The following is a 19,989-nucleotide window of genomic DNA, read 5'->3' on the forward strand; positions in this document are numbered from 1 at the left end:
CGTTCATATTGAGCGGCGTTTTTGTATCTTGTTTTTGTCGTTAGAGCACTAGCTCTCTTGCTGAGTCTTAAGAGTTTGGAACCCAAAATAGATACGCATAAATGTAGTCAGCCAACACGCTGCGCCAAAGGTATAGGCGATAACAGCAAAGTGTTGTGGCCAAATACAAAAGGCAATGAAACAGGCGATGGTCTCTGTGCCTTCAGTTAATCCAGACATGTAGTAGAGCGACTTGTGCTTATAAACGGGGTTCTCGATACCTCGCTTGCCCGCCATTACCGCAAACGCTAAAAAGCTACTGCCTGTGCCGATAAAAGAGAAGATCAAAAATGCACCGGCAATGGCGTTGTGTTCTGGATTGGCAATTACAAATCCAAAAGGGATCAACGAGTAGAATAGGAAATCTAGGCTGATATCGAGGAAGCCGCCCGCATCGCTAATGCCTTGGATTCGAGCCAAGGCCCCATCAAGCCCATCACATACTCTATTAAACACAATGAAGCCCAACGCCCAATCGTATTGCTGGAACGCTAACGCTGGAAATGCTAAACACCCAATCAGAAATCCGAATAACGTAGTTTGATTGGCCGTGATACCCAATTGGTTCAGTATCTTAGCCGACTGATTTAATGGCCACTTAATGACCTTGATGGAGTATTTATCCAGCATTGTGACTTCTCCATGGCCAAGACAGTACATCTGCCCCTTGAGGCACATCGGCTTCGTCGTGCGTGACCATTAACGTCGGGATATTTGCTTTGGTCAATTGTTCAAACACCCAATCGCGAAATTGTGCTCTTAATTCTTGGTCTAACTTACTGAACGGTTCGTCGAGTAGGGCGAGTTTCGGCTTGGCTAGTAACATACGAGTTAAGCTTATTCTTGCGCGTTGACCACCAGATATTTGATCAGGAAAAGACTCTGCCAAGTGAGTCAGATCTATGTCTTTTAGTGCAGCCATAGCTTGCTGTTGACGAGCGGAACCCTTAACCGAATTAGGTAATGAAAAGGCCAAGTTCTCCCATACTTTTAGGTGCGGAAACAACAAGTCATCTTGAAACAAAATACCGACTTCACGCTGATGTGAAGGTAGTTCATCTAGCTGAATATCGTTCAACACAACGGTGCCAGAATACGAAAACTCTTCACTTAAGTGACCGGCAATCGCATCCAGTAAGGTCGACTTTCCGCAGCCACTCGGCCCCATTAAAGCCAGTATTTGGCCAGATTCTAATGTTACGTTTAGCGCTGAGAACAGCGAATCCCCATCGGTTTTACGGATGGCGAGGTCGTTGAGGTACAGACTCATTACTTAGGAAACCTTTAAAAGTAAGACGGCGATATCTAAGTTGAAGTCGGCTGACCAATATCGCTAAAGAGAAAAAGAACAGAGGCAATAAGGCCTGCCAAATGGCATAGATTGCTGTCACCCTGCGGTCGAAACCACTGGTTAGGGCAACCGCTTCTGTGGTGATGGTGCTAATACGGCCCGCACCTAGCATCAATGTTGGAAGGTATTGGGCCAAACTCACACTGATCCCGACCGCCCAAGCAAAGGCAATAGCAGGAAGCAAGATTGGCAGTTTGATTGAATACCAACTCTGAAATGGCGATTTACCCAGGCTAAGCGAGGCTTTAATCAACCCATCGTTAAAGCTTTTCCATGGGCCGTCCAAAGAGAGATACACAAACGGGAAAGCAAAGAAAACATGCGCCCAAATCACCCAGAACTCATAGGCACTACTGCCAACGTAGAGGGTCGTGACTTGCATACCAAACAACACCGAGAGTTGAGGTATCAACATCGGAATGGCGATAATGAAGCCCGGAACTTGCCACTTGTATTTGATTCTGTATTCGTGAGCAACCAGCGCAAGCAACAAAGCGACTGAAGCGGCAATCAAACCAATCCATAAGCTTTGTCCGACGGTACTCATGATGCCATCCCACTCAAACTCCCAGAAACGCATGCTATATCGGCTAGGGAGTAGGTTTGGGAAACGCCAACGTTGGGCAACACTCCAAATCACCATCAATGGAATGATAAGCAGTGATAACGCAGCAAGCGCAGTAAACACGGTTTTCCCAGGAAGGTTCGCGCCTGTTCTGCCTGAATATTGCCAAATTCGAAAGTATTTAAGGATCGCCCATTCAACGAAACGTGCTAAGGCGATGATTAACGACGCTAAACCAAATAGAACAATAGCTCCGGCTGCTGCTCGCGGCAGTAGGTTAAGATCTGGATCGTTAAACCATTGCCATACTAATACCGCAAAGGTTGGTGGGTTTGTCGGGCCAATGATCAAAGCAATATCGACAACCGAGACACTGTAAGCGAGTACCGCCAGCATTGGGAAGCGAAGCTTAGTAAACCATTGTGGGAAAATAGATTTCCACCAAATCTGAGCACGGCTATAACCCAGAGATGCACTGACCTTAGTGATACGTTCTACATCAATTTGCTGCAGTGTCGAAATGCTCATCAGCAACAAGAAAGGTACTTCTTTGAGTGCGAGCATAATGATCAAGCCGAACGCGTATGGGTCTTTCACCAATAACGCCAATTCTGAGCTCGTAGCCGATTCGCCAAGCAAGTGATGCACGGCTCTGGCTCCAAGCCCTGTCGGGCTGAATAGGAAAGCAAAGCCGATAGCGAAAGCCACATGCGGAATAGCAAGCATTGGCGATAGCGTTAATTCTATCTTTCTCCAAAACTTGTTTCCCCAAGAGGCTTGAAGAATACAAAAGGTTAGGAAGCAGGCTATATAGCTGCTTGCAATCGCTGAACCTAGGCTCAAGCCAATAGAGTGCCAAGCTCCTTCCCATTGAAAGACTTGGCTAAAACCGTTGAGTGTTGGTTCCTCTAAACCTAGGGGCGGGATGAAACTCAGTGACGAAGCCACGACTCCCGCCACCCCAGGAATGGTTGGGATAATGCACACAGCTATAACAACAAAATATAGAGCGCGTAGCATAAAGATTAGTTACCGTATCGCTTCAGCCACTCTTTCTCGAGCGCGTTTTGCCAGCTAGGGTGTGGTTCATCAATCGATTTAAATTGTTGGGTGTTTTTAGCGCTGCCAGTGAGGTACTTGCTGCTCAGTACCGAAGGGTCGCCCCAAACATTGAGGTCACCTTTACGAGATTGCGCTTCTGGGCTCAGCAAGAAGTTAATGGTCACTTGAGCTCCTGCGGTTGCATTGGCATTCCAAGGAATAGCAAGGAAGTGAATGTTAGATAAAGCGCCGCTTTCTAGAGCATAGGCCTTAGTGGTTTCGGCTAGGCGACCACTTGCTTGTGCTGAATAAACAGAGTTTGGATTGAACGTAATCGCGAGATCGAGCTGTCCATCATCCAAAAGTTGGATACTTTCTGATGTGCCTGCTGGGAATTGTTTGCCACCGCGCCACGCTACTTTATGGAATTTATCTAAGTAAGCCCATAGTGGTGCTGTAACTTCTTGGAAGTTGTCTTCTGAAACAGGCTTAGCGAGTTCTGGGCTGTTGTTGGTTAGTTCAATCAGTAGAGACTTAATGAAGCTCGTACCATGAAATTCTGGTGGGCGAGGGTAGCTTAATCGGTTCGGGAAAGCTTGAGCGTAGCTCAACATCTCTGAGAATGATTGTGGCGGGTTGTGTAGTGTCTCTTGGTCATGAATAAACACCAATTGTCCAACGCCCCAAGGTGCTTCAAGGCCTTCTGTTGGTTCAGAGAAGTCGACATCAATCGGCAGAGACTTATCGACATATTGCCAGTTTGGAAGCGACTCCGTGAACGGGCCAAACAACAAAGCGTTATCTTTCATCGAACGGAAGTTTTCGCCATTGATCCAAACGATATCAACACTGCCTTCGCTGTTCTTGCCTGCCGCTTTTTCAGCAAGCAGTCGAGTGGTGGTTTCCGCAATATCGGTTACTTTCACATGCTTCAACGTGACACCGTAGTTACTTTGTAACTTCTTGCCTGCCCATTGTAGGTAACGGTTGATCTCTTGGCTTCCGCCCCAAGCGTGAAAGTAGGCAGTTTCTCCCGCTGCCTGCTGTTCTATTTGGTTCCAACTCTCGGTGGATGTTGCTTCATCAGCATAAATGGTTGCGCTGTATGCAACGGTTGCCATGATTCCTAACGTACTTACTATCTTGTTCATAAACTTTTCCATTTGGTAGTGAACGGGCAAGAGCATTGTGTTTTCGAACTCCCTTGGGCGTGTTGACCTTTCGTGGCTAACGAAAGATCAACACGGCATAATAGTTATTCTATCTGTTTCTCAAATAAATTCTAATTCAACAGTAAATTCAATCAATTACTAGGGGCCTTTGCCATCCTAGCAACAGACCGTTAAAGCGGTGAATTAATTGCACCTAAATGAGGTTTTTTTGATATTTATTGGAGGTTGGTACGAAAAGAAGGTGAGAAGTAGCGTTTTTAATGATTAGGTTTTGAGCAAGCAATAAAAAAGGAGCCGTGAAGGCTCCTTAAATCAATATCTGGTGTCGATGATGGGTTAGTTTACCCAGTCACGAATTGTGTACGTTAGTGTGTGTACATCGTTTTTCAGTACTAGCGTATCGTTTGTTAGCGTTACGTCGCTCCACTCGCTTAGAGTAGCTGAAACCGATTGTTCGATTTCCATCGCTGAGCCCTGACACATTTTCATTGTCATGCCCATTTGTTTGATACGGAATTGACCGTCTTTCAGCTCACCTTGACCGAAGAAGTTGTTACAACCAGCCATGCCGTTTGCAGTCATCTTTTCGCCGATCTCTAGACGAGGAGCTGCTTGGTCTTCGCTTTTCACAATGTCCTTGCCATCAATTTGCGCAAGTTCCCAATTATGGTGCTGTAGATCGGTTGGTGTTACTTGCATCGCGTTGTCACCTGTTGTTGTGCATGCTGCTAGCATCATAGGTAAAGCGGCTACTGCTAGTAATTTTTTTGAACTAAACTTCATATTATAAGGCTCCAAAGGAAAGAACGAAGTTACCGAATAAGTGTAACTTGATGGGTTCAAAGTATAGTTTACAAAACACTATATGTGTCAGTATAAGGTCATAGTTTAGTATGGATTTCATGAGCTAGGCGACAAATTAATCGCTTATTTTTGAGATAGTAAGCGTAATTTTAAATGTGTAAGGAGGCACGGTGGAGCAGTTAGAGTTTTTCCAAGTTCCAAGCCCTTGCGTTGGGGTTTGTTCAAGCGATGACAAAGGCTATTGCAATGGTTGTATGCGCAAAAGAGAAGAGCGCTTTAATTGGATGTCGATGACACCGTCAGAACAATTGCACGTGATAAAGCTGTGTCGTCAGCGCTATAGACGAAAAATAATGAAGCAAAAAAACTTGGTTGGTAAGCAGGTCGATGAAGAGGGAAACACAAGTCCCCAAAGAGATCTTTTTGGCTAAAGAGGAAGTATTAAGATTTTATTTAACTCCGAAGTAACTATTACTTTACATAATGGTTGGGGTGTAATATTAAGGTAGGTACCTTTGTACCTGAAGGAGTGGTGTCGGTATGAATAAAAAGAACGTAAAACTCAAAAAAGAGCCAGTCAAAGCACTGGACCGAAAACCGATCGGGGCGAAAGATGACCCTGAAGAGACTCCGCGTGATTGGCATTCGATGTCAGAAGAAGAACGAATGGAAATCCTTTCTCACCTCTCAGACATGCCTTTCCAATAACACCACTGGTTCTCCAGAGTCTTGTTTAAAGCTCAGTTTTCAGAAACAAAAATGTGATTAAACAAACATGTGATTCGCTTTCGTTACACCACGATGGTACGTGCAAAATGTATCATCGGCCTCGGTGGTTTTACTGTGAATCTTAATGTTCGTGATCACTTCTACAACCCCTGCATCGTAGCAAGCTTGTTCTGCTTTTTTAACGATATCGAGTAATTGGTTGAGTTCACCTTTCATCGTGGTTTCCATCGCACCGACTTGGAAAGGCACATCGGCAGCTTTCACAACTTCAATGGCTTTATCAACCACTTCGAAGTTGTTGCCTTCTTTAACGCGAGGTATCACTTGGAAGGCAACCATCACTTCTTTTTCTCTTTTTAACTCAGACACTTTCTGCTTACTCTAGGATAGGGAATTGTTGCAGATGATAGGTTAATGCGGAGACGAATTCTACAGCGGTTATGCTGGTTGGATTACTCTCTTTGTCCTACTTGTTACCCCAGTGGTCACTTACCCAACCACCTATGTGCTCATCAAAATGACTGCCACTGAACCTCTGGTTGCGTTCAACCGAAGTATCACAATCATCTCTATTATCTATTAGGGTTTGTATGTAGTTTGCCATCGGGTCATTGGAACGTTGACGATCTCGGCGGGTTGCCACTTCCTTAATCAGTTGTAATCGATATGTAGAGCTAGCACGTTTCATTTCAATGACCTCCTGTTGTAGACACTAATAGAAAAATCTAGTTGCCAGATATAGGGGCGTCAACGTGATTTAAGAGTATTTTTTTTGAGCAACCAAGAATCAATACCTTGGCATCATAATTCACAAAAGTGTCATTTAAGTTGGCAACTTTAGGTAAGTTTTTGGGTGTGAATTTATGTTTTGTTGCATATAAAAAAGCCCAGTACAAACTGGGCTGACCATTCTATTTCTGGCTGCTTAGCGCTATTTCTGGTTACTTGGAGCTATTTGGTTTGCTTTTAAATTGCTTAATGCTCTTCTTTTTGGCTGTTCTTCGATTGGCCATTTTATCTTTAGGTGGACGCTTGCGAGCGGTCGCTTCAGATGCAGGTTTGTCGGTAACAGGGAAACCTTCTAATGGTTGCAGCACTAACGGCTTATTGGTCAGGGTGCGAATTGCATTGAGGTAATCAGTTTCGCTGTGGCTAACCAGAGAGATCGCGAAGCCAGTATTTCCTGCTCTTGCTGTGCGACCAACGCGGTGTACATAAGTTGCTGCGTGTGACGGTAATTCGAAGTTGATCACGACAGGTAACTGATCAATATGAATGCCTCGAGCCATGACGTCTGTCGCGATAAGCACACGAGTCTCGCCATTTTTGAAACTTTCTAATGCTTGCTCTCGTTCTTCTTGGCTCTTATTTCCATGTAATGCACTCACACTGATTTTGGCTTTATTCAATCGTTTGGTTAATGCATCGGCATTGTCTTTTGCGCCAATAAATACCAATACTTGTGGCCATGTGTGTTGATTGAGTAGGGCAATGAGCGCTTGAGCTTTACTGCCTTTGTTCACTAAATACAGGGTTTCTTCAATAGCCGCGACCACGCTGTTTTCTTGGTGTGTCGTGACTTTAACTGGATTTGAAAGAAGCTCTTCAGCCTGACCTACTAATTCGGGCGGAAGTGTCGCAGAGAACAACAGTGACTGACGTTTGCTCGGTAGTGCTGCAGTAATCGCTTGAATATCTGGCCAAAAGCCCATGTCGATCAGGCGGTCGGCTTCATCAAGAACCAATGATGAACATTGAGCTACATCCAGTTCACCACTTTTGATTAAAGCAAGTAAGCGGCCCGGTGTGGCGATGGCTAATTGTGGTTTAGTCGATAATTGTTGCTGTTGATCATCAGTATTCACGCCGCCCGTTAGTGTTACCAGTTTGATATTGAGCGTTGTCGCGATCGGTTCTAAAGATTTGGTCACTTGAGATGCAAGTTCACGGGTTGGAACAATGATCAGTGCTTGCAGTTCATTTACATCTTGGTTGATGTTATTCAGTAAAGGTAAGCCGAACGCCAATGTTTTACCGCTGCCCGTTTGAGCCAATGCAAGTACGTCTTTCCCCGCAATAATGGTAGGAATTACCGCTTGCTGTATCTCTGTCGGCTTATTGAATTGAGATGGGAGCGCGGAGACGGTTTTTGCGTTAAGGGTTAGGCTAGCAAATGACATAAATGAACCAAGTATCAAAAGGGAGGTGGAGTCTAACAGGGCTACAAATGTTAGAGAATCAGTTTTGTATGTTAGACGATAAACACATTCATTATACGCGCGAATTATGTATGTTAGCCATACGCGATAATTAAGCGTTTATCATATTGTAATGGCACTGAATGGACGTACAATGTCCGCCCTAAAAATGTTCATGAAATGAGATCGAAATGAGTTTGGACAGTATCCGGCTGTTTATTGTTATCGTGTTTTTTATTGCCATTATTCCGGGCCCTAATGCGCTGTTGGTATTAAGCACAGCATTAACTCAAAGGAAGCTGTTCGCATTTGTGAACGTGTTGGGCGTGTCATGTGGTTTCTTTTTTCACGCATTTATCTCGGCCAACGGCATAAGCCTGTTATTGTCGAACACTCCCATGGCCTTTGAAGGGCTTAAGTGGGCTGGGGTTTTGTACCTTGTCTGGCTTGGGTATAACCATTTTCGTGCGGCGCTGCGCGCTCAAGAGGGCGTACTTTCAGTGGTAGGCGCATCGGGAAGTAAGCTTTATAACCAATTTTTCAAAGGGCTCCTTACTAATCTACTGAATCCTAAAATCGTCCTATTTTATCTTTCTATATTCCCTCAATTTGTGTCAAAAGATACGATTGTGTCAGACAGCCTAATGCTTGGTGGGATTCAAGCGATAGTGGTGTCGATGTGGTTTTTGGTTGTGATCTTAATGGCGGATACGTTTAAGCGCTTGTTGGTTCAAAAGCGTACCTCGCAAATGATGAACATCGTGTGTGGGGTTCTATTTGTGGGCTTCAGCATTCAGTTGGCGTTGTTTCAGCTTTAGGTTTAGAGCTTGATAGAAGCGTTAACCGATACGACTCATATCTCACTTTTCACTGAATCTTAGGGAATCCTTGTCTCTCTGCATAAATGCCTAAAGCATTAGGTTATAAAGTCGATATAATTATCAGCTATCAATTTGGTGAATGTGTTTGTTTGAGACCAATTGAAGCCAAAGTCTATTGCTTGACCGAATAACAGAGACAGGGAGTCACTAATGCGTGAAGATTCATTCACCCAGAAACGCAAATATTACCGCTTAAAGTACCCTCAAAAGGCACGTCCGGTGATGCGAATTAAGGATGAGCTTTTTCATGTCAGTGAAGTTTCTGAAAAGGGCGTACGCCTGATGATGCGTAATATTATTCCGGTTTACCGCGGCTTTTCAATGGCAGGCACTTTAAGGTTACATGACAACAACAGTGTTGATATTAGCGGTGCTGTATTGCGACAAGAAGGTGACGAAGTGATCGTTCAGTTATCACAAGGCCCGAGCTTTAAAGATATGGTGTCTGAACAACGCCACATCAGACAGCGATACCCAGTATTTTTTGCTAGCCTCAGAGTGGCATAGAAAGCTTTTAAAGTTAGATTCACTCATTCAAACCGATATTAAAAAGCCCAGCACTTTTTCAAGTGCTGGGCTTTACTATATATGTAAGCAAGCTAACGATACGGACAAACTAAGGAGTTTAGTCTGCCTATAGTTCGTTTTATAGCTCGTCTACTGTCGCCCAAACTGCGGCTAACATGTCGTGACCAAATGCAACGCTGCGTTCTGGAGACCAACCGTAAAGTTCGTCTGCGTGGCTGATGTGATCTTTAAATGGCATCTCGACTGTGTAAGCTAAACACTTGAACTGCTCACCAATCCAGTTTGTGCCAACCGTCATATTCGCTTTGCCCGGTTCGTCTTTATCGTAACCAAACTCATCTTGGAACTCTGGCGTGATAGTCAGCAGTGCTTGCTTGAAGTGATTTTCTAGTTTAGCAATGCGCTCGTTGTATGAAGGCGTGCCTTCGCTACCTGCTACAAAGTTATATGGGATCGCTTCGTCGCCGTGAATGTCTAGACACAGATCAACGCCCGTTTCTAGCATGCGCTCACGAACAAGGAATACTTCTGGGCTACGTTCCATAGAAGGCGATTGCCATTCACGGTTCAGGTTAACGCCAATCGCATTAGTACGAAGGTGACCGCGGATGCTGCCATCTGGGTTCATGTTAGGAACCACGCGGAAAACAACGCTGTCTAGCAGAGAACGACCTACTGTATCTGTTTCATCAAGCAGACGTTGAAGTAGACCTTCGATCAACCATTCAGCCATAGTCTCGCCAGGGTGTTGGCGACCTATAACCCAAATGTTTTTCTTCTCTTCACTTGGCTCACCAATGGTTAGCAAAGTGATGTCATTGTTGTCTAGCGTGTGGCCCAGAGTTTCAAGCTTACAAGCCGGGTGCGTTTGAGCACTGTGCAGAAGATCTTGGTGACGATCGTATGAGTAAGGCGCGAAGTACGCGAAGTACATTGAATCGTGCTCTGGAATGATGTCGAAGCTTAGTGTGTCGCCATCGAATTGAGATGGGATACGGAACCACTCTTCACGGTCGTACGATGCAACCACATCATAATCTTTCCAGCCTTCAGGATACGCCGATGTTGCCAGTTGACCGATTTCGAAGTGGTGTGCTTGTTGAGCATCGCTTTCTAAGCGGAAGTGGAACCACTGAGAGATTTCAGTCTGGTTGTCTGCTGGGATAGTCAGTTGAATGTTTTGTGGTGAATCTGCTGAAACGACGTGAATGTTGCCGCTTTCGAAATTGCTGAAAATTTTCATTGTAGTTTTTATCTCGTAGTTGAGTTGCCGTAAGACTAGCACACTTTTTTTCGAGCAAACCACTAACTAAATCGTAATGAGATGTTATTTCAACTATCTCATTTTTAGTTGTCTATTTTTCAACAACCCACTTTCCAACTATCGGCGCTGGCAAGTGGTACACCCGCGGCAGGCAGAACGTGTGTGGCGATCTAACTTACTACGTTGCACCTTGCAATAAGCGTTTTTTAGCGCTCTTCGTCCAGAAAACCAATCATCAGGTTTCGCAAGAATCAGATAACCATTAAATCGCTTAACGAGTTCGATTCTGTTTTGCTCGATGAACTTGCTATCAAACCCAATCTCAAAGTAATCAAGCGCTTGTTCGATGGAGGTGAAACTCGCTATTTTTTGCTGGAATTCTGTTTGGCTCATCTCTAATTTAGTGCCGTAAATTTGCAAGCATTATAGATGTGTTCGCTAGTCCTTATTTTGATTTTAGTACGTTTTTACGTGGGGAAGCACACGGTTATTTTGTGTGGATTTTATAAATCAATATGGCCTTATTTGTTTTGTGAATATAAAACAAAATGGTTGCGCAGTCATGGTTATAAGTGATTTGTATTTAGGTCTCATTGCTCGCTTTCTTTATTATCAATAAAGACAATTTATGACGTGAATCAATAGTGACTACCCCTAAAGTATTATTCTGATCGCAATTGTTACTAATTGTTGAAGATGATTTCTAAATATGTCTATTAAAAAACGATATATCGCTCTTATTGCCGCAGTGGGTATAGGTATTGGCTGGTTAACGCTGGGCGGCACTGCTGCTGTTATGCACTACACATCGAGTACTGAGTTCTGTACTTCTTGCCACACTATGCAAATACCTTACGAAGAATATGAAGGTTCAATCCACTTCAGTAATGCTAAAGGCATTCGTGCTGAATGTGCAGACTGCCATATTCCCTCCGACCCAGTTGATTACGTAATCACTAAAATTCGTGCCTCCAAAGACATTTATCATGAGTTTGTGACTGGCAAAATTGATACCGAAGACAAGTACGAAGAACACCGTATGGCGATGGCTGAAACCGTTTGGGCTCAACTACGTGAAAGTGATTCTGCTACTTGTCGCTCTTGCCATACCTTCGATGCGATGGATAGCTACGAGCAATCTGCAGATGCGGCGAAAATGCATGAGTACGGGCAAGAGAATAATCAGACGTGTATCGACTGCCACAAAGGTGTTGCTCACTTTGCACCAGAGCCAGAGATGGACAGTGAAGCGTTCGACAACTTGATGGCATTCACTGAGAAAACAGACCCAAATGCTAACGTCGTGTACTCAGCTCAAACTATCAGTATTGGCGACCTTGGCACTATCAATCCAACGGCACGCCTAGATGTGAAAAGTGTTGAAGGTACTGAGCGCAAAATCGAGTTGCATGCTTACCAAATGAAGGGTGCAGAACAGGTGCTTTACTACGGCGAAGGTCAACGCTCAATCGTTGCGATGCTGACAGACCAAGGGCAACAGAGCCTTGAAGTTGGTGATTTTAAAACGGATGCGTACGGCAATGAATGGCGAACGGCGGTGCTAACCGCGAACGTTGATGTTCCTGTACTGGATTCACTCGAGCCAATCTGGGATTACGCTGAAGAACTCGACAACGTTTACTGCTCGACATGCCACGCAAAAATTGGCGCGAACCACTTCACCGTTAATGCTTGGGGCCCCGTTGCAAAAGGCATGGGCGAAAGAACTGACATTTCAGACCAAGATTTAGAACTTCTTACTAAATACTTCCAGAACCACGCAAAAGATGTGGCTGGCCACTAAGAAACAAAAGGGAAATAATTATGGCAGATATTACTCGTCGCGGATTCCTCAAAGGAACAAGCATGGCTGCTGGTGCGCTGGCATTTACGTCGCTAACGCCAATGACAGCGTCGGCTGCAAACAAGCGTGGTAAAGGTGTATTAACAGCGGGTCGTATGGGACCTATGCTGTGTGAAGTAAAAGATGGCAAGTTAGTGTCGACTACTAATGCACTGGCACAAACTGTTCCAAACAGCCTACAAACTACAGGCCCTGACCAAGTACATACTAAAGCTCGTATCAAATACCCAATGGTACGTAAAGGCTTCCTAGATAACCCATCCGATCCAACAGGAACTCGTGGCGGAGATGAATACGTTCGAGTGTCTTGGGATGAAGCCTATAAGCTGATCCACGAACAACACATGCGTATTCGTAAAGAGAATGGCCCTGAATCTGTATTCGCGGGTTCTTACGGTTGGCGTTCAAGTGGTGTATTGCACAAAGCACAAACGCTACTACAACGTTACATGAGCTTGGCTGGTGGTTACTCAGGTCACTTAGGTGACTACTCAACTGGTGCTGCTCAAGTGATCATGCCGCACGTAATGGGATCGATCGAAGTTTATGAACAACAAACCACTCACCCTGTGGTACTAGAGAGCTCAGACGTTGTTGTGTTGTGGGGTATGAACCCAATGAACACGCTTAAGATTGCATGGAGTTCAACCGACTGTTCAGGCCTAGAGTTCTTTCATAAACTTAAGAAGTCTGGCAAGACAATCATCGCTATCGACCCAATGCGCTCAGAAACGATCGATTTCTTTGGTGACGCAGTTCAGTGGATTGCACCGCGCCCAATGACCGATGTCGCAATGATGATGGGTATCGCACACTCTTTAGTTAAGAAGGGTAAGCATGACGTAGAGTTCCTAAATAAGTACACCAGTGGTTACGATAAGTTTGAAGCGTACCTAATGGGTAAAGAGGACGGTATTGAAAAGACGCCAGCATGGGCTGAAGAGATCACAGGCGTTCCTGCGAAACAACTTGAGCTACTTGCTGATATCTTTAGTCAGAATCGCACCATGCTTATGGCTGGTTGGGGCATTCAGCGTCAACAATACGGTGAGCAACGCCACTGGATGGTAGTGACTCTCGCAGCAATGCTTGGTCAGATTGGCCTTCCAGGTGGTGGTTTCGGTCTTTCTTACCACTACTCGAATGGCGGTAACCCAACTCGTGATGCGGGTGTATTACCAGCAATCTCAGCTTCAATTGGTGGCGGTTCTTCTGCTGGTAATGACTGGGCTGTTTCAGGTGCGGTGAACAGTTTCCCTGTTGCTCGTATTACAGAAGCTCTGGAAAACCCAGGCAAAACATACATGCATAATGGTCATGAGCTGACGTTCCCTGACCTGAAAATGATCTGGTGGGCGGGCGGTGGTAACTTCACTCACCATCAAGACACCAACCGTTTGATCAAAGCGTGGCAAAAACCTGAACTTGTGGTTATCTCTGAAATCTACTGGACAGCCGCTGCCAAGCACGCCGATATTGTGTTGCCAATTACTACGTCATTTGAACGTAATGATATGACGATGACGGGTGACTACAGTAATCAACACTTAGTGCCAATGAAGAAAGCGGTTGAACCTCAAGGTGAAGCGCGTAATGACTTCGATGTATTTGCAGACATGTCTGAGATGATCAAAGCGGGTGGCCGTGATGTCTTCACTGAAGGCAAAGACGAAATGGCATGGTTGAAAGGCTTCTACGATGCGGCACAAAAAGCAGGTAAATCTGCACGTGTTCGTATGCCTAAATTTGGTAAGTTCTGGGATGATAACCAGCTTATTGAAATGAAGTACAACAAGAAGGCGGCACAGTTTGTTCGTCATGCTGACTTCCGTAAGGATCCAGTGATGAACCCGCTAGGTACGCCAAGTGGTAAAATTGAGATCTTCTCTAAAACCATTGAAGGCTACAAGCTTGCTGATTGCCCTGCTCACCCAACATGGATTGAGCCTACTGAGTTCTTCGGTAAAGCGAAAAGTGATGAACTGCAGCTGATGACAGCGCACGCCGCGCATCGTCTACACAGTCAGTTCAACTACGCGAAGATCCGCGAAGAGTATGCGATTGGTAACCGTGAGCCTATCTCTATTAACGTAGAAGACGCGAAAGCTCGTGGCATCAAAACGGGTGATTTGGTTCGTGCATACAACGATCGTGGACAAGTACTGGTTGGTGCATTAGTGACTGATGGCATCAAACAGGGCGCTGTATGTATTCATGAAGGCGGTTGGCCTGATTTGGATAAAGATACAGGTCTATGTAAAAACGGTGGCTGTAACGTGCTTACGTTGGATATTCCAACCTCTCGTTTGGCAAATGGTTGTGCAGCGAACTCTGCGCTTGTGAAAATTGAAAAATACACAGGCCCAGTATTAGAACTGACGGCATTTGATCCACCTAAAAATGGCTAATCTCTAACGAGAAATAGCTAATCGAATGAAGCCAGCCTAACCGCTGGCTTTTTTATGATCTTTTTTGCGATGGAAAGACTATTACTTTGTGTCGAGTAGACAACTCATGATAATCAACGACGTCAAAGCAAGAGAGAAGCCCATGAATCGGATCAACCCAAAGAAGTTATTTCGTAGCAAATGGACAGCCGTTAGCCCCGTGAAGAAAGAAAAGCACTTTATGGTCACAGAAGTCGAATTTGATGAAGGGGAGGTAGTGCGCTGCATGATAGAGGCGGTAATGACCAAACGAGAAGAAGACATCAATTGGCGAGAGCTTACAGATAATCAAAATTGGCTCCCAGGTTGGAAGTAGGACCGGAAGCCTGTTTGATTAGAATTTGTTGTTAATGGCTAACTAGCGTTTATCGGATGCTCGACGCTCGCTTTTGCCAGTATTTGAGCCCCTCTAACACACCCTCAGCGTGCGTTGCTGTGCTGGTGTACACATTGTCTCTGTCGGATAGGTGCGCCACTTCTGGATAATGGTTAGCAACCAATATCGAATTTACACCCTCTATCGTTAGCATGGATGTGTCGTTTGCAGAGTCGCCCGCGACACACACTTCTTCTACGCTCAAACCATGCTGCTTGAGCAGGTGATGAATCGCAGTAGCCTTATTGACGCCCTTTGGTGTGATGTCCAAATACCAGTCGTGGGAGTAGGTGAGGTGTACATCTAACCCGTGCGACTCCAAGCTTGATTCAATCAACTCATGTTGAGGTTCAGACAGCTTCCCTTCAAAAGTAATCTTGTAATCTCCTTGATGATTTTCAAAGCGTTCGCCCATAAAGTCGAGTGGTGCGAGTGCTGTCTCTACTTTGGATTTGTTCCACGACGCTTCTAATTGATTGTGCCAAACATGATCGGGTTTTTGGGAGTGAACGTGATGAATTCTAGTGCCAACATCGCTGATAATGCTGTGTGGTTTAGGGTAGTTATCAGACGCCAACCCAACTCGAATTGACGGCAGAGTTCTTCCTGTCGCAATGATAAAACGGATATCAGGTTGCTCGGTTAGGTAGTTAAATAACTGATTCACCCCATGAGAAGAGCCTCCATCCAGCGTCCCGTCAAAGTCACACACCAGCATTTTTATCATTCGAATTCCTTGTCTTTTTCTCTAATTCATCGCGGGGAAATGTCAATTTCTTTTATAAAGAATGGCTCAGCAGTGAGGACTCTACAAGTTGTCTTTTAGCTTGGGTAATCGACGTTTAATAGTTTGTAGCAAGTGTCACAGTTGGTGTGATGTTTTGAAACTCTTGGTTGAAAAAGATCGATTTTATCTCGCTGACTTTAGCCAGTTCACCTTTGGATTTTATGTCGATGCCGAGTGTGGATCTTGTCCCTGTAGCAGGGTGGATGATCAACTCTGAAACGTCATTAAATCTTAATAAATAGTTTGTGTTCGAATTATTTGTGCACGAACTATTTGGTCCTATTCTTGGTCTGTTTCGCGTATTAATTGCTCAAATGCAAAATAAATATTCAATAATCTATCAGTAAACAATACATAATGTTGCAAGCGGTCTTGTTGTTTTAATATCTTTTTTTTCAGTGTGTTGGGTGTTTGCTGCTTTGTTTTTAATCATTAATTTTTCTAGGGGATTGGTGGTTTTGTGGGTGAGTTACAGTACGAGCTCCCTTGATTTACATTGATTAATTACTTAGAGTGCTAATCATTTTTTGAGTTTAAATAAGTAATCATTTAAATTTAAATAACCGTTTTTAAGTTTAAATAACAGTTTTTAAGCTTAAGTAACTATAAGTTTAGATAACTAAGAAAGGATTAGACTACATGGATCCCATACTGGAAGTTAAGGGACTGTACAAGGTGTTTGGTGAAGACACCGACCGCGCTTTTACGATGATTAATCAAGGTGCGGACAAAGACAAAGTTTTCGAAGAAACAGGTCTAACGATCGGCGTTAACGATGTTTCTCTTAGTATTCAAGAAGGCGAGATTTTCGTAATAATGGGACTGTCAGGATCTGGCAAATCAACCCTAGTACGCCTTCTTAACCGCTTGATTGAACCTACCAAAGGCAATGTGCTTCTACGAGGCAAAGACATTGCCCACATCTCAGAAGATGAACTCCGCGAAGTCCGCCGCAACAACATCTCCATGGTTTTCCAAAATTTCGCATTGATGCCCCACATGACTGTGATCGAAAACGCAGCGTTTGGCCTTGAGCTTGCGGGTGTCGATGTTGATAAACGAAAAGAGTCAGCACTGACCGCGTTAGAGCGAGTAGGTCTTGGTGCGTATTCAGAGTCTTACCCAGATGAACTGTCTGGTGGTATGAAGCAGCGTGTTGGTTTGGCTCGCGCTTTAGCATGTGACCCTGACATTCTGTTAATGGACGAAGCGTTCTCTGCACTCGATCCACTGATTCGTACTGAGATGCAAGACGAGTTAATCCGACTTCAAAATGACGATAAACGAACGATTGTTTTCATCTCGCATGATTTGGATGAAGCGATGCGTATCGGTGACCGAATTGCGATTATGCAAAATGGTGAAGTGGTTCAAGTGGGTACTCCTAATGAAATCTTGAATAGCCCTGCGAACGACTATGTTGAAGCCTTCTTCCGTGGTGTGAATGTCGCAAGTGTTCTTACCGTGAAAGACATCGCACGCAAGAAACCTGCAGCGGTATTTAAGAAATCTGAACACGATGGTCCAGCCTCGGCTCTGCAAATCTTGATGGATAACGACCGTGAATACGGCATCGTTGTTGAGAAGAGCAGTCACTACTCAGGCATTGTTTCTATCGACTCCCTTCGCAAAGCACACAAAGAGAATAAATCATTGGTTAGCGCTCAGCTAAGTGATGGTTTAACTCTCAATCCAGATTTACCAATCAATGATGTACTTGGCCTTGTTGGCGGTGTGCCTTATTCCGTTCCTGTTGTGGACGAGCAAGGTAATTACTTTGGCGTTGTGACTAAGTCACGACTGCTACAAACATTAGATAAGGGATAGATCATGTCGTCGGAACAAACAAATAATGACCCATGGTCGCAAGCAGCTCCTTCAACTCAGCCAGCAAGTGATCCTTGGGGCCAAACAACGGAAACTGCACCATCTGCGGATTGGCTAAGCAGCGAAACCGTTGAGGTTACGCCTTTTGACCCACTGAACCCTTTTGCTGAAGCTGTACTACCAGTCGATACTTGGGTTGAGTCTGGTCTGAATTGGTTGGTTGAACACGGACGCCCACTGTTTCAGGCGATACGTGTGCCTATCGATTTCATCCTAAGTTCATTTGAAACAGCACTGGTTTCTACGCCAGCACCATTCATGTTGATCATCTTGTTTTTAGTCGCATGGCAGTTTTCAAACTTGAAGCTTGGTGTTGCTACCGCAGTATCCTTGACGTTCATTGGCTTGATTGGCGCTTGGTCTGAAGCCATGACTACGCTTTCGTTGGTGATGACATCGGTCTTCTTCTGTCTGTTGATTGGCTTACCCATGGGGATATGGCTCGCCCGCAGCAACACGGCGGCTAAATTCGTTCGTCCAATTCTGGATGCCATGCAAACCACGCCTGCCTTTGTTTATCTCGTACCAATCGTCATGTTGTTTGGTATCGGTAACGTGCCGGGTGTTGTTGTAACCATCATATTCGCACTGCCGCCAGTGGTACGTTTAACCATCTTAGGTATTCAGCAAGTACCGGAAGAGTTGATCGAAGCCGGTCACTCATTTGGCGCAAGCAAAAAGCAGATGCTTTATCGAATTCAATTGCCATTAGCACTGCCAACCATCATGGCGGGCGTAAACCAAACACTGATGCTGTCACTGTCGATGGTGGTTATCGCGTCAATGATTGCGGTAGGTGGTCTCGGTCAAATGGTACTGAGAGGTATCGGCCGTTTAGATATGGGACTGGCTGCTGTCGGTGGTTTAGGCATCGTTATTCTCGCCATCTTATTGGATCGTATCACCCAAGTGTTGGGTGTGAATGCGGGCAATACAAAATTACGCTGGTACCGCATGGGACCTGTTTCCCTAGTACTTAATGCTTTAAATCGCGGTAACAAATCAGAACTTCAATTAAGGAAAAACACCAATGAATAATTCATGGAAGAGCAAACTTGCAGTGAGCATCGTTTCTACACTGGCTGTATCAACTAACGTATGGGCAGCAAGCCTACCGGGTGAAGGTGTATCTGTTCAGCCTGTTCAATCGTCTGTAGCAGAAGAAACATTCCAAACGTTGATTGTTAACCGCGCTCTTGAAGAGCTTGGGTACGACGTGAAATCAACGCAAGAAGTGGACTACAACGTAGGCTACACCTCAATTGCAAAAGGTGACGCAACGTTCCTAACGGTAGGTTGGTTCCCGCTTCATGCAGACAAATACACAATGGCGGGCGGCGATGAAAAGTTCTACCGAGAAGGCCAATATGTAAGTGGTGCAGCGCAAGGTTACCTGATTGATAAGAAAACGGCAGAAAAGTACAACATCACTAATATTGGTCAGTTAACCGATCCAAAAATTGCAAAACTGTTTGATGCAGATGGTGATGGCAAAGCCGACCTAACAGGCTGTAACCCAGGTTGGGGTTGTGAGATGGTAATTGAACATCAACTGTCAGCATTCAAACTGGACGATACAGTAACTCATAACCAAGGTAACTATGCGGCTATCATCGCAGACACGATTTCACGTTACCAAAAGGGTGAATCAATCCTTTACTACACGTGGACACCGTACTGGGTAAGTGGTGTATTGGTGCCTAACGAAGACGTAGTATTGCTAGAAGTGCCATTCTCTTCACTTCCTGGCGAGCGTTCGGATGTTGATACGACGTTATCTAACGGCAAAAACTACGGCTTCGAAATGAACTCAATGCGCATTATTGCGAACAAAGAGTTTGCTAAGAATAACCCATCAGCAGCGAAGCTTTTCGAGATCATCAAACTTAACATCAATGATGTAAGTGCTCAGAACATGATGATGAGTAAAGGTAAGAACAGCTCTGCGGATATCGAAGCGCACGTAAACGGTTGGATTAAAGCGAACCAAAGCACGTTCGATGGTTGGATTACAGAAGCGAAGAAAGCTGCACTGTAATTTTGACTTGGATTTGCT

At 44.7% G+C, this 19,989-nt stretch carries 21 protein-coding genes; 10 read left to right on the forward strand and 11 right to left on the reverse strand.

Translation table 11 applies throughout. From position 1 onward, the window contains the following. Window positions 1-48: 48 nt before the first annotated feature. The 5 genes from BCU34_RS04070 to BCU34_RS04090 all read right to left on the reverse strand — a co-directional run bounded on the left by BCU34_RS04070 (window position 49) and on the right by BCU34_RS04090 (window position 4,951). Complete coding sequence (locus BCU34_RS04070) at window positions 49-669, reverse strand: CDP-alcohol phosphatidyltransferase family protein (RefSeq protein ID WP_102480776.1); 621 nt, start codon at window positions 667-669, stop codon at window positions 49-51. Continuing rightward, on the reverse strand, window positions 659-1,309 hold the full coding sequence (locus tag BCU34_RS04075) for an ATP-binding cassette domain-containing protein (protein ID WP_102480777.1): 651 nt from the start codon (window positions 1,307-1,309) through the stop codon (window positions 659-661). Before BCU34_RS04075 ends, BCU34_RS04070 begins: the two co-directional genes overlap by 11 nt. Further along, on the reverse strand, window positions 1,275-2,975 hold the full coding sequence (locus tag BCU34_RS04080) for an ABC transporter permease (RefSeq protein ID WP_102480778.1): 1,701 nt from the start codon (window positions 2,973-2,975) through the stop codon (window positions 1,275-1,277). The genes BCU34_RS04075 and BCU34_RS04080 overlap by 35 nt, the downstream gene beginning before the upstream one ends. 5 nt (window positions 2,976-2,980) lie before the next feature. After that, complete coding sequence (locus tag BCU34_RS04085; RefSeq protein WP_102480779.1) at window positions 2,981-4,147, reverse strand: ABC transporter substrate-binding protein; 1,167 nt, start codon at window positions 4,145-4,147, stop codon at window positions 2,981-2,983. A gap of 357 nt (window positions 4,148-4,504) precedes the next feature. Continuing rightward, a complete protein-coding gene (locus BCU34_RS04090; protein WP_102431610.1) occupies window positions 4,505-4,951 on the reverse strand; it encodes an META domain-containing protein in 447 nt (148 codons plus the stop codon). A 191-nt stretch (window positions 4,952-5,142) separates the two neighbouring features. On the opposite strand from BCU34_RS04090, the gene BCU34_RS04095 reads away from it, so the two are divergent. Further along, complete coding sequence (locus BCU34_RS04095) at window positions 5,143-5,403, forward strand: DUF1289 domain-containing protein (protein ID WP_048609553.1); 261 nt, start codon at window positions 5,143-5,145, stop codon at window positions 5,401-5,403. A 109-nt stretch (window positions 5,404-5,512) separates the two neighbouring features. Beyond that, window positions 5,513-5,680: a hypothetical protein gene (locus BCU34_RS04100; RefSeq protein ID WP_009846446.1), complete on the forward strand. Its 168-nt coding sequence runs from the start codon at window positions 5,513-5,515 to the stop codon at window positions 5,678-5,680. Window positions 5,681-5,737: 57 nt separating this feature from the next. Here the strand turns inward: BCU34_RS04100 and BCU34_RS04105 are convergent, their stop codons facing one another. From BCU34_RS04105 to BCU34_RS04115, 3 genes are all read right to left on the reverse strand, one after another. Then, window positions 5,738-6,040 (reverse strand): MTH1187 family thiamine-binding protein, encoded by a 303-nt coding sequence (locus tag BCU34_RS04105; protein ID WP_102480780.1) that lies wholly within the window; start codon window positions 6,038-6,040, stop codon window positions 5,738-5,740. Between the two features lie 127 nt (window positions 6,041-6,167). Further along, window positions 6,168-6,389, reverse strand: coding sequence for a hypothetical protein (locus BCU34_RS04110; protein WP_102480781.1), 222 nt, complete (start codon window positions 6,387-6,389; stop codon window positions 6,168-6,170). Window positions 6,390-6,642: 253 nt separating this feature from the next. Then, window positions 6,643-7,881, reverse strand: a complete 1,239-nt coding sequence (locus tag BCU34_RS04115) for a DEAD/DEAH box helicase (protein WP_102480782.1) — start codon at window positions 7,879-7,881, stop codon at window positions 6,643-6,645. A gap of 209 nt (window positions 7,882-8,090) precedes the next feature. Here BCU34_RS04115 and BCU34_RS04120 point away from each other — a divergent pair, with 209 nt between their 5' ends. Both BCU34_RS04120 and BCU34_RS04125 read left to right on the forward strand, forming a co-directional pair. Beyond that, window positions 8,091-8,717 carry a LysE family translocator gene (locus BCU34_RS04120; protein ID WP_102480783.1) on the forward strand — a complete coding sequence of 209 codons (627 nt, stop codon included), beginning with the start codon at window positions 8,091-8,093 and terminating at the stop codon, window positions 8,715-8,717. A 213-nt stretch (window positions 8,718-8,930) separates the two neighbouring features. Further along, entirely contained in the window at window positions 8,931-9,287 is a 357-nt protein-coding gene (locus tag BCU34_RS04125) for a hypothetical protein (protein WP_048658352.1), read from the forward strand. A 139-nt stretch (window positions 9,288-9,426) separates the two neighbouring features. On the opposite strand, the gene BCU34_RS04130 is transcribed toward BCU34_RS04125, so the two are convergent. Beyond that, entirely contained in the window at window positions 9,427-10,551 is a 1,125-nt protein-coding gene (locus tag BCU34_RS04130) for a M14-type cytosolic carboxypeptidase (RefSeq protein WP_048658353.1), read from the reverse strand. Between the two features lie 138 nt (window positions 10,552-10,689). Beyond that, window positions 10,690-10,965 carry a nitrogenase-stabilizing/protective protein NifW gene (locus BCU34_RS04135; protein ID WP_048658756.1) on the reverse strand — a complete coding sequence of 92 codons (276 nt, stop codon included), beginning with the start codon at window positions 10,963-10,965 and terminating at the stop codon, window positions 10,690-10,692. 316 nt (window positions 10,966-11,281) lie between these two features. Between BCU34_RS04135 and BCU34_RS04140 the strand changes: the two genes are divergently transcribed. From BCU34_RS04140 to BCU34_RS04150, 3 genes are all read left to right on the forward strand, one after another. Further along, window positions 11,282-12,376, forward strand: a complete 1,095-nt coding sequence (locus BCU34_RS04140; RefSeq protein WP_102480784.1) for a NapC/NirT family cytochrome c — start codon at window positions 11,282-11,284, stop codon at window positions 12,374-12,376. Between the two features lie 20 nt (window positions 12,377-12,396). After that, window positions 12,397-14,844: a molybdopterin guanine dinucleotide-containing S/N-oxide reductase gene (locus BCU34_RS04145; RefSeq protein WP_048658355.1), complete on the forward strand. Its 2,448-nt coding sequence runs from the start codon at window positions 12,397-12,399 to the stop codon at window positions 14,842-14,844. Between the two features lie 142 nt (window positions 14,845-14,986). Continuing rightward, window positions 14,987-15,199, forward strand: a complete 213-nt coding sequence (locus tag BCU34_RS04150) for a TIGR02450 family Trp-rich protein (RefSeq protein ID WP_026084164.1) — start codon at window positions 14,987-14,989, stop codon at window positions 15,197-15,199. A 49-nt stretch (window positions 15,200-15,248) separates the two neighbouring features. Here the strand turns inward: BCU34_RS04150 and BCU34_RS04155 are convergent, their stop codons facing one another. Beyond that, window positions 15,249-15,986, reverse strand: coding sequence for an HAD-IIB family hydrolase (locus BCU34_RS04155; protein WP_102480785.1), 738 nt, complete (start codon window positions 15,984-15,986; stop codon window positions 15,249-15,251). A 699-nt stretch (window positions 15,987-16,685) separates the two neighbouring features. On the opposite strand from BCU34_RS04155, the gene proV reads away from it, so the two are divergent. From proV to proX, 3 genes are read left to right on the forward strand one after another with little or no spacing between them, the layout of a single operon-like run. Next, complete coding sequence (gene proV, locus BCU34_RS04160) at window positions 16,686-17,873, forward strand: glycine betaine/L-proline ABC transporter ATP-binding protein ProV (protein WP_102479768.1); 1,188 nt, start codon at window positions 16,686-16,688, stop codon at window positions 17,871-17,873. Window positions 17,874-17,876: 3 nt separating this feature from the next. Then, window positions 17,877-18,971, forward strand: coding sequence for a glycine betaine/L-proline ABC transporter permease ProW (proW, locus tag BCU34_RS04165; RefSeq protein WP_019824227.1), 1,095 nt, complete (start codon window positions 17,877-17,879; stop codon window positions 18,969-18,971). Beyond that, window positions 18,964-19,971 carry a glycine betaine/L-proline ABC transporter substrate-binding protein ProX gene (gene proX / locus BCU34_RS04170; protein WP_102479767.1) on the forward strand — a complete coding sequence of 336 codons (1,008 nt, stop codon included), beginning with the start codon at window positions 18,964-18,966 and terminating at the stop codon, window positions 19,969-19,971. The genes proW and proX overlap by 8 nt, the downstream gene beginning before the upstream one ends. Window positions 19,972-19,989: the final 18 nt, after the last annotated feature.

Source organism: Vibrio sp. 10N.286.45.E10, assembly GCF_002874195.2.
Taxonomy (GTDB): domain Bacteria; phylum Pseudomonadota; class Gammaproteobacteria; order Enterobacterales; family Vibrionaceae; genus Vibrio; species Vibrio crassostreae.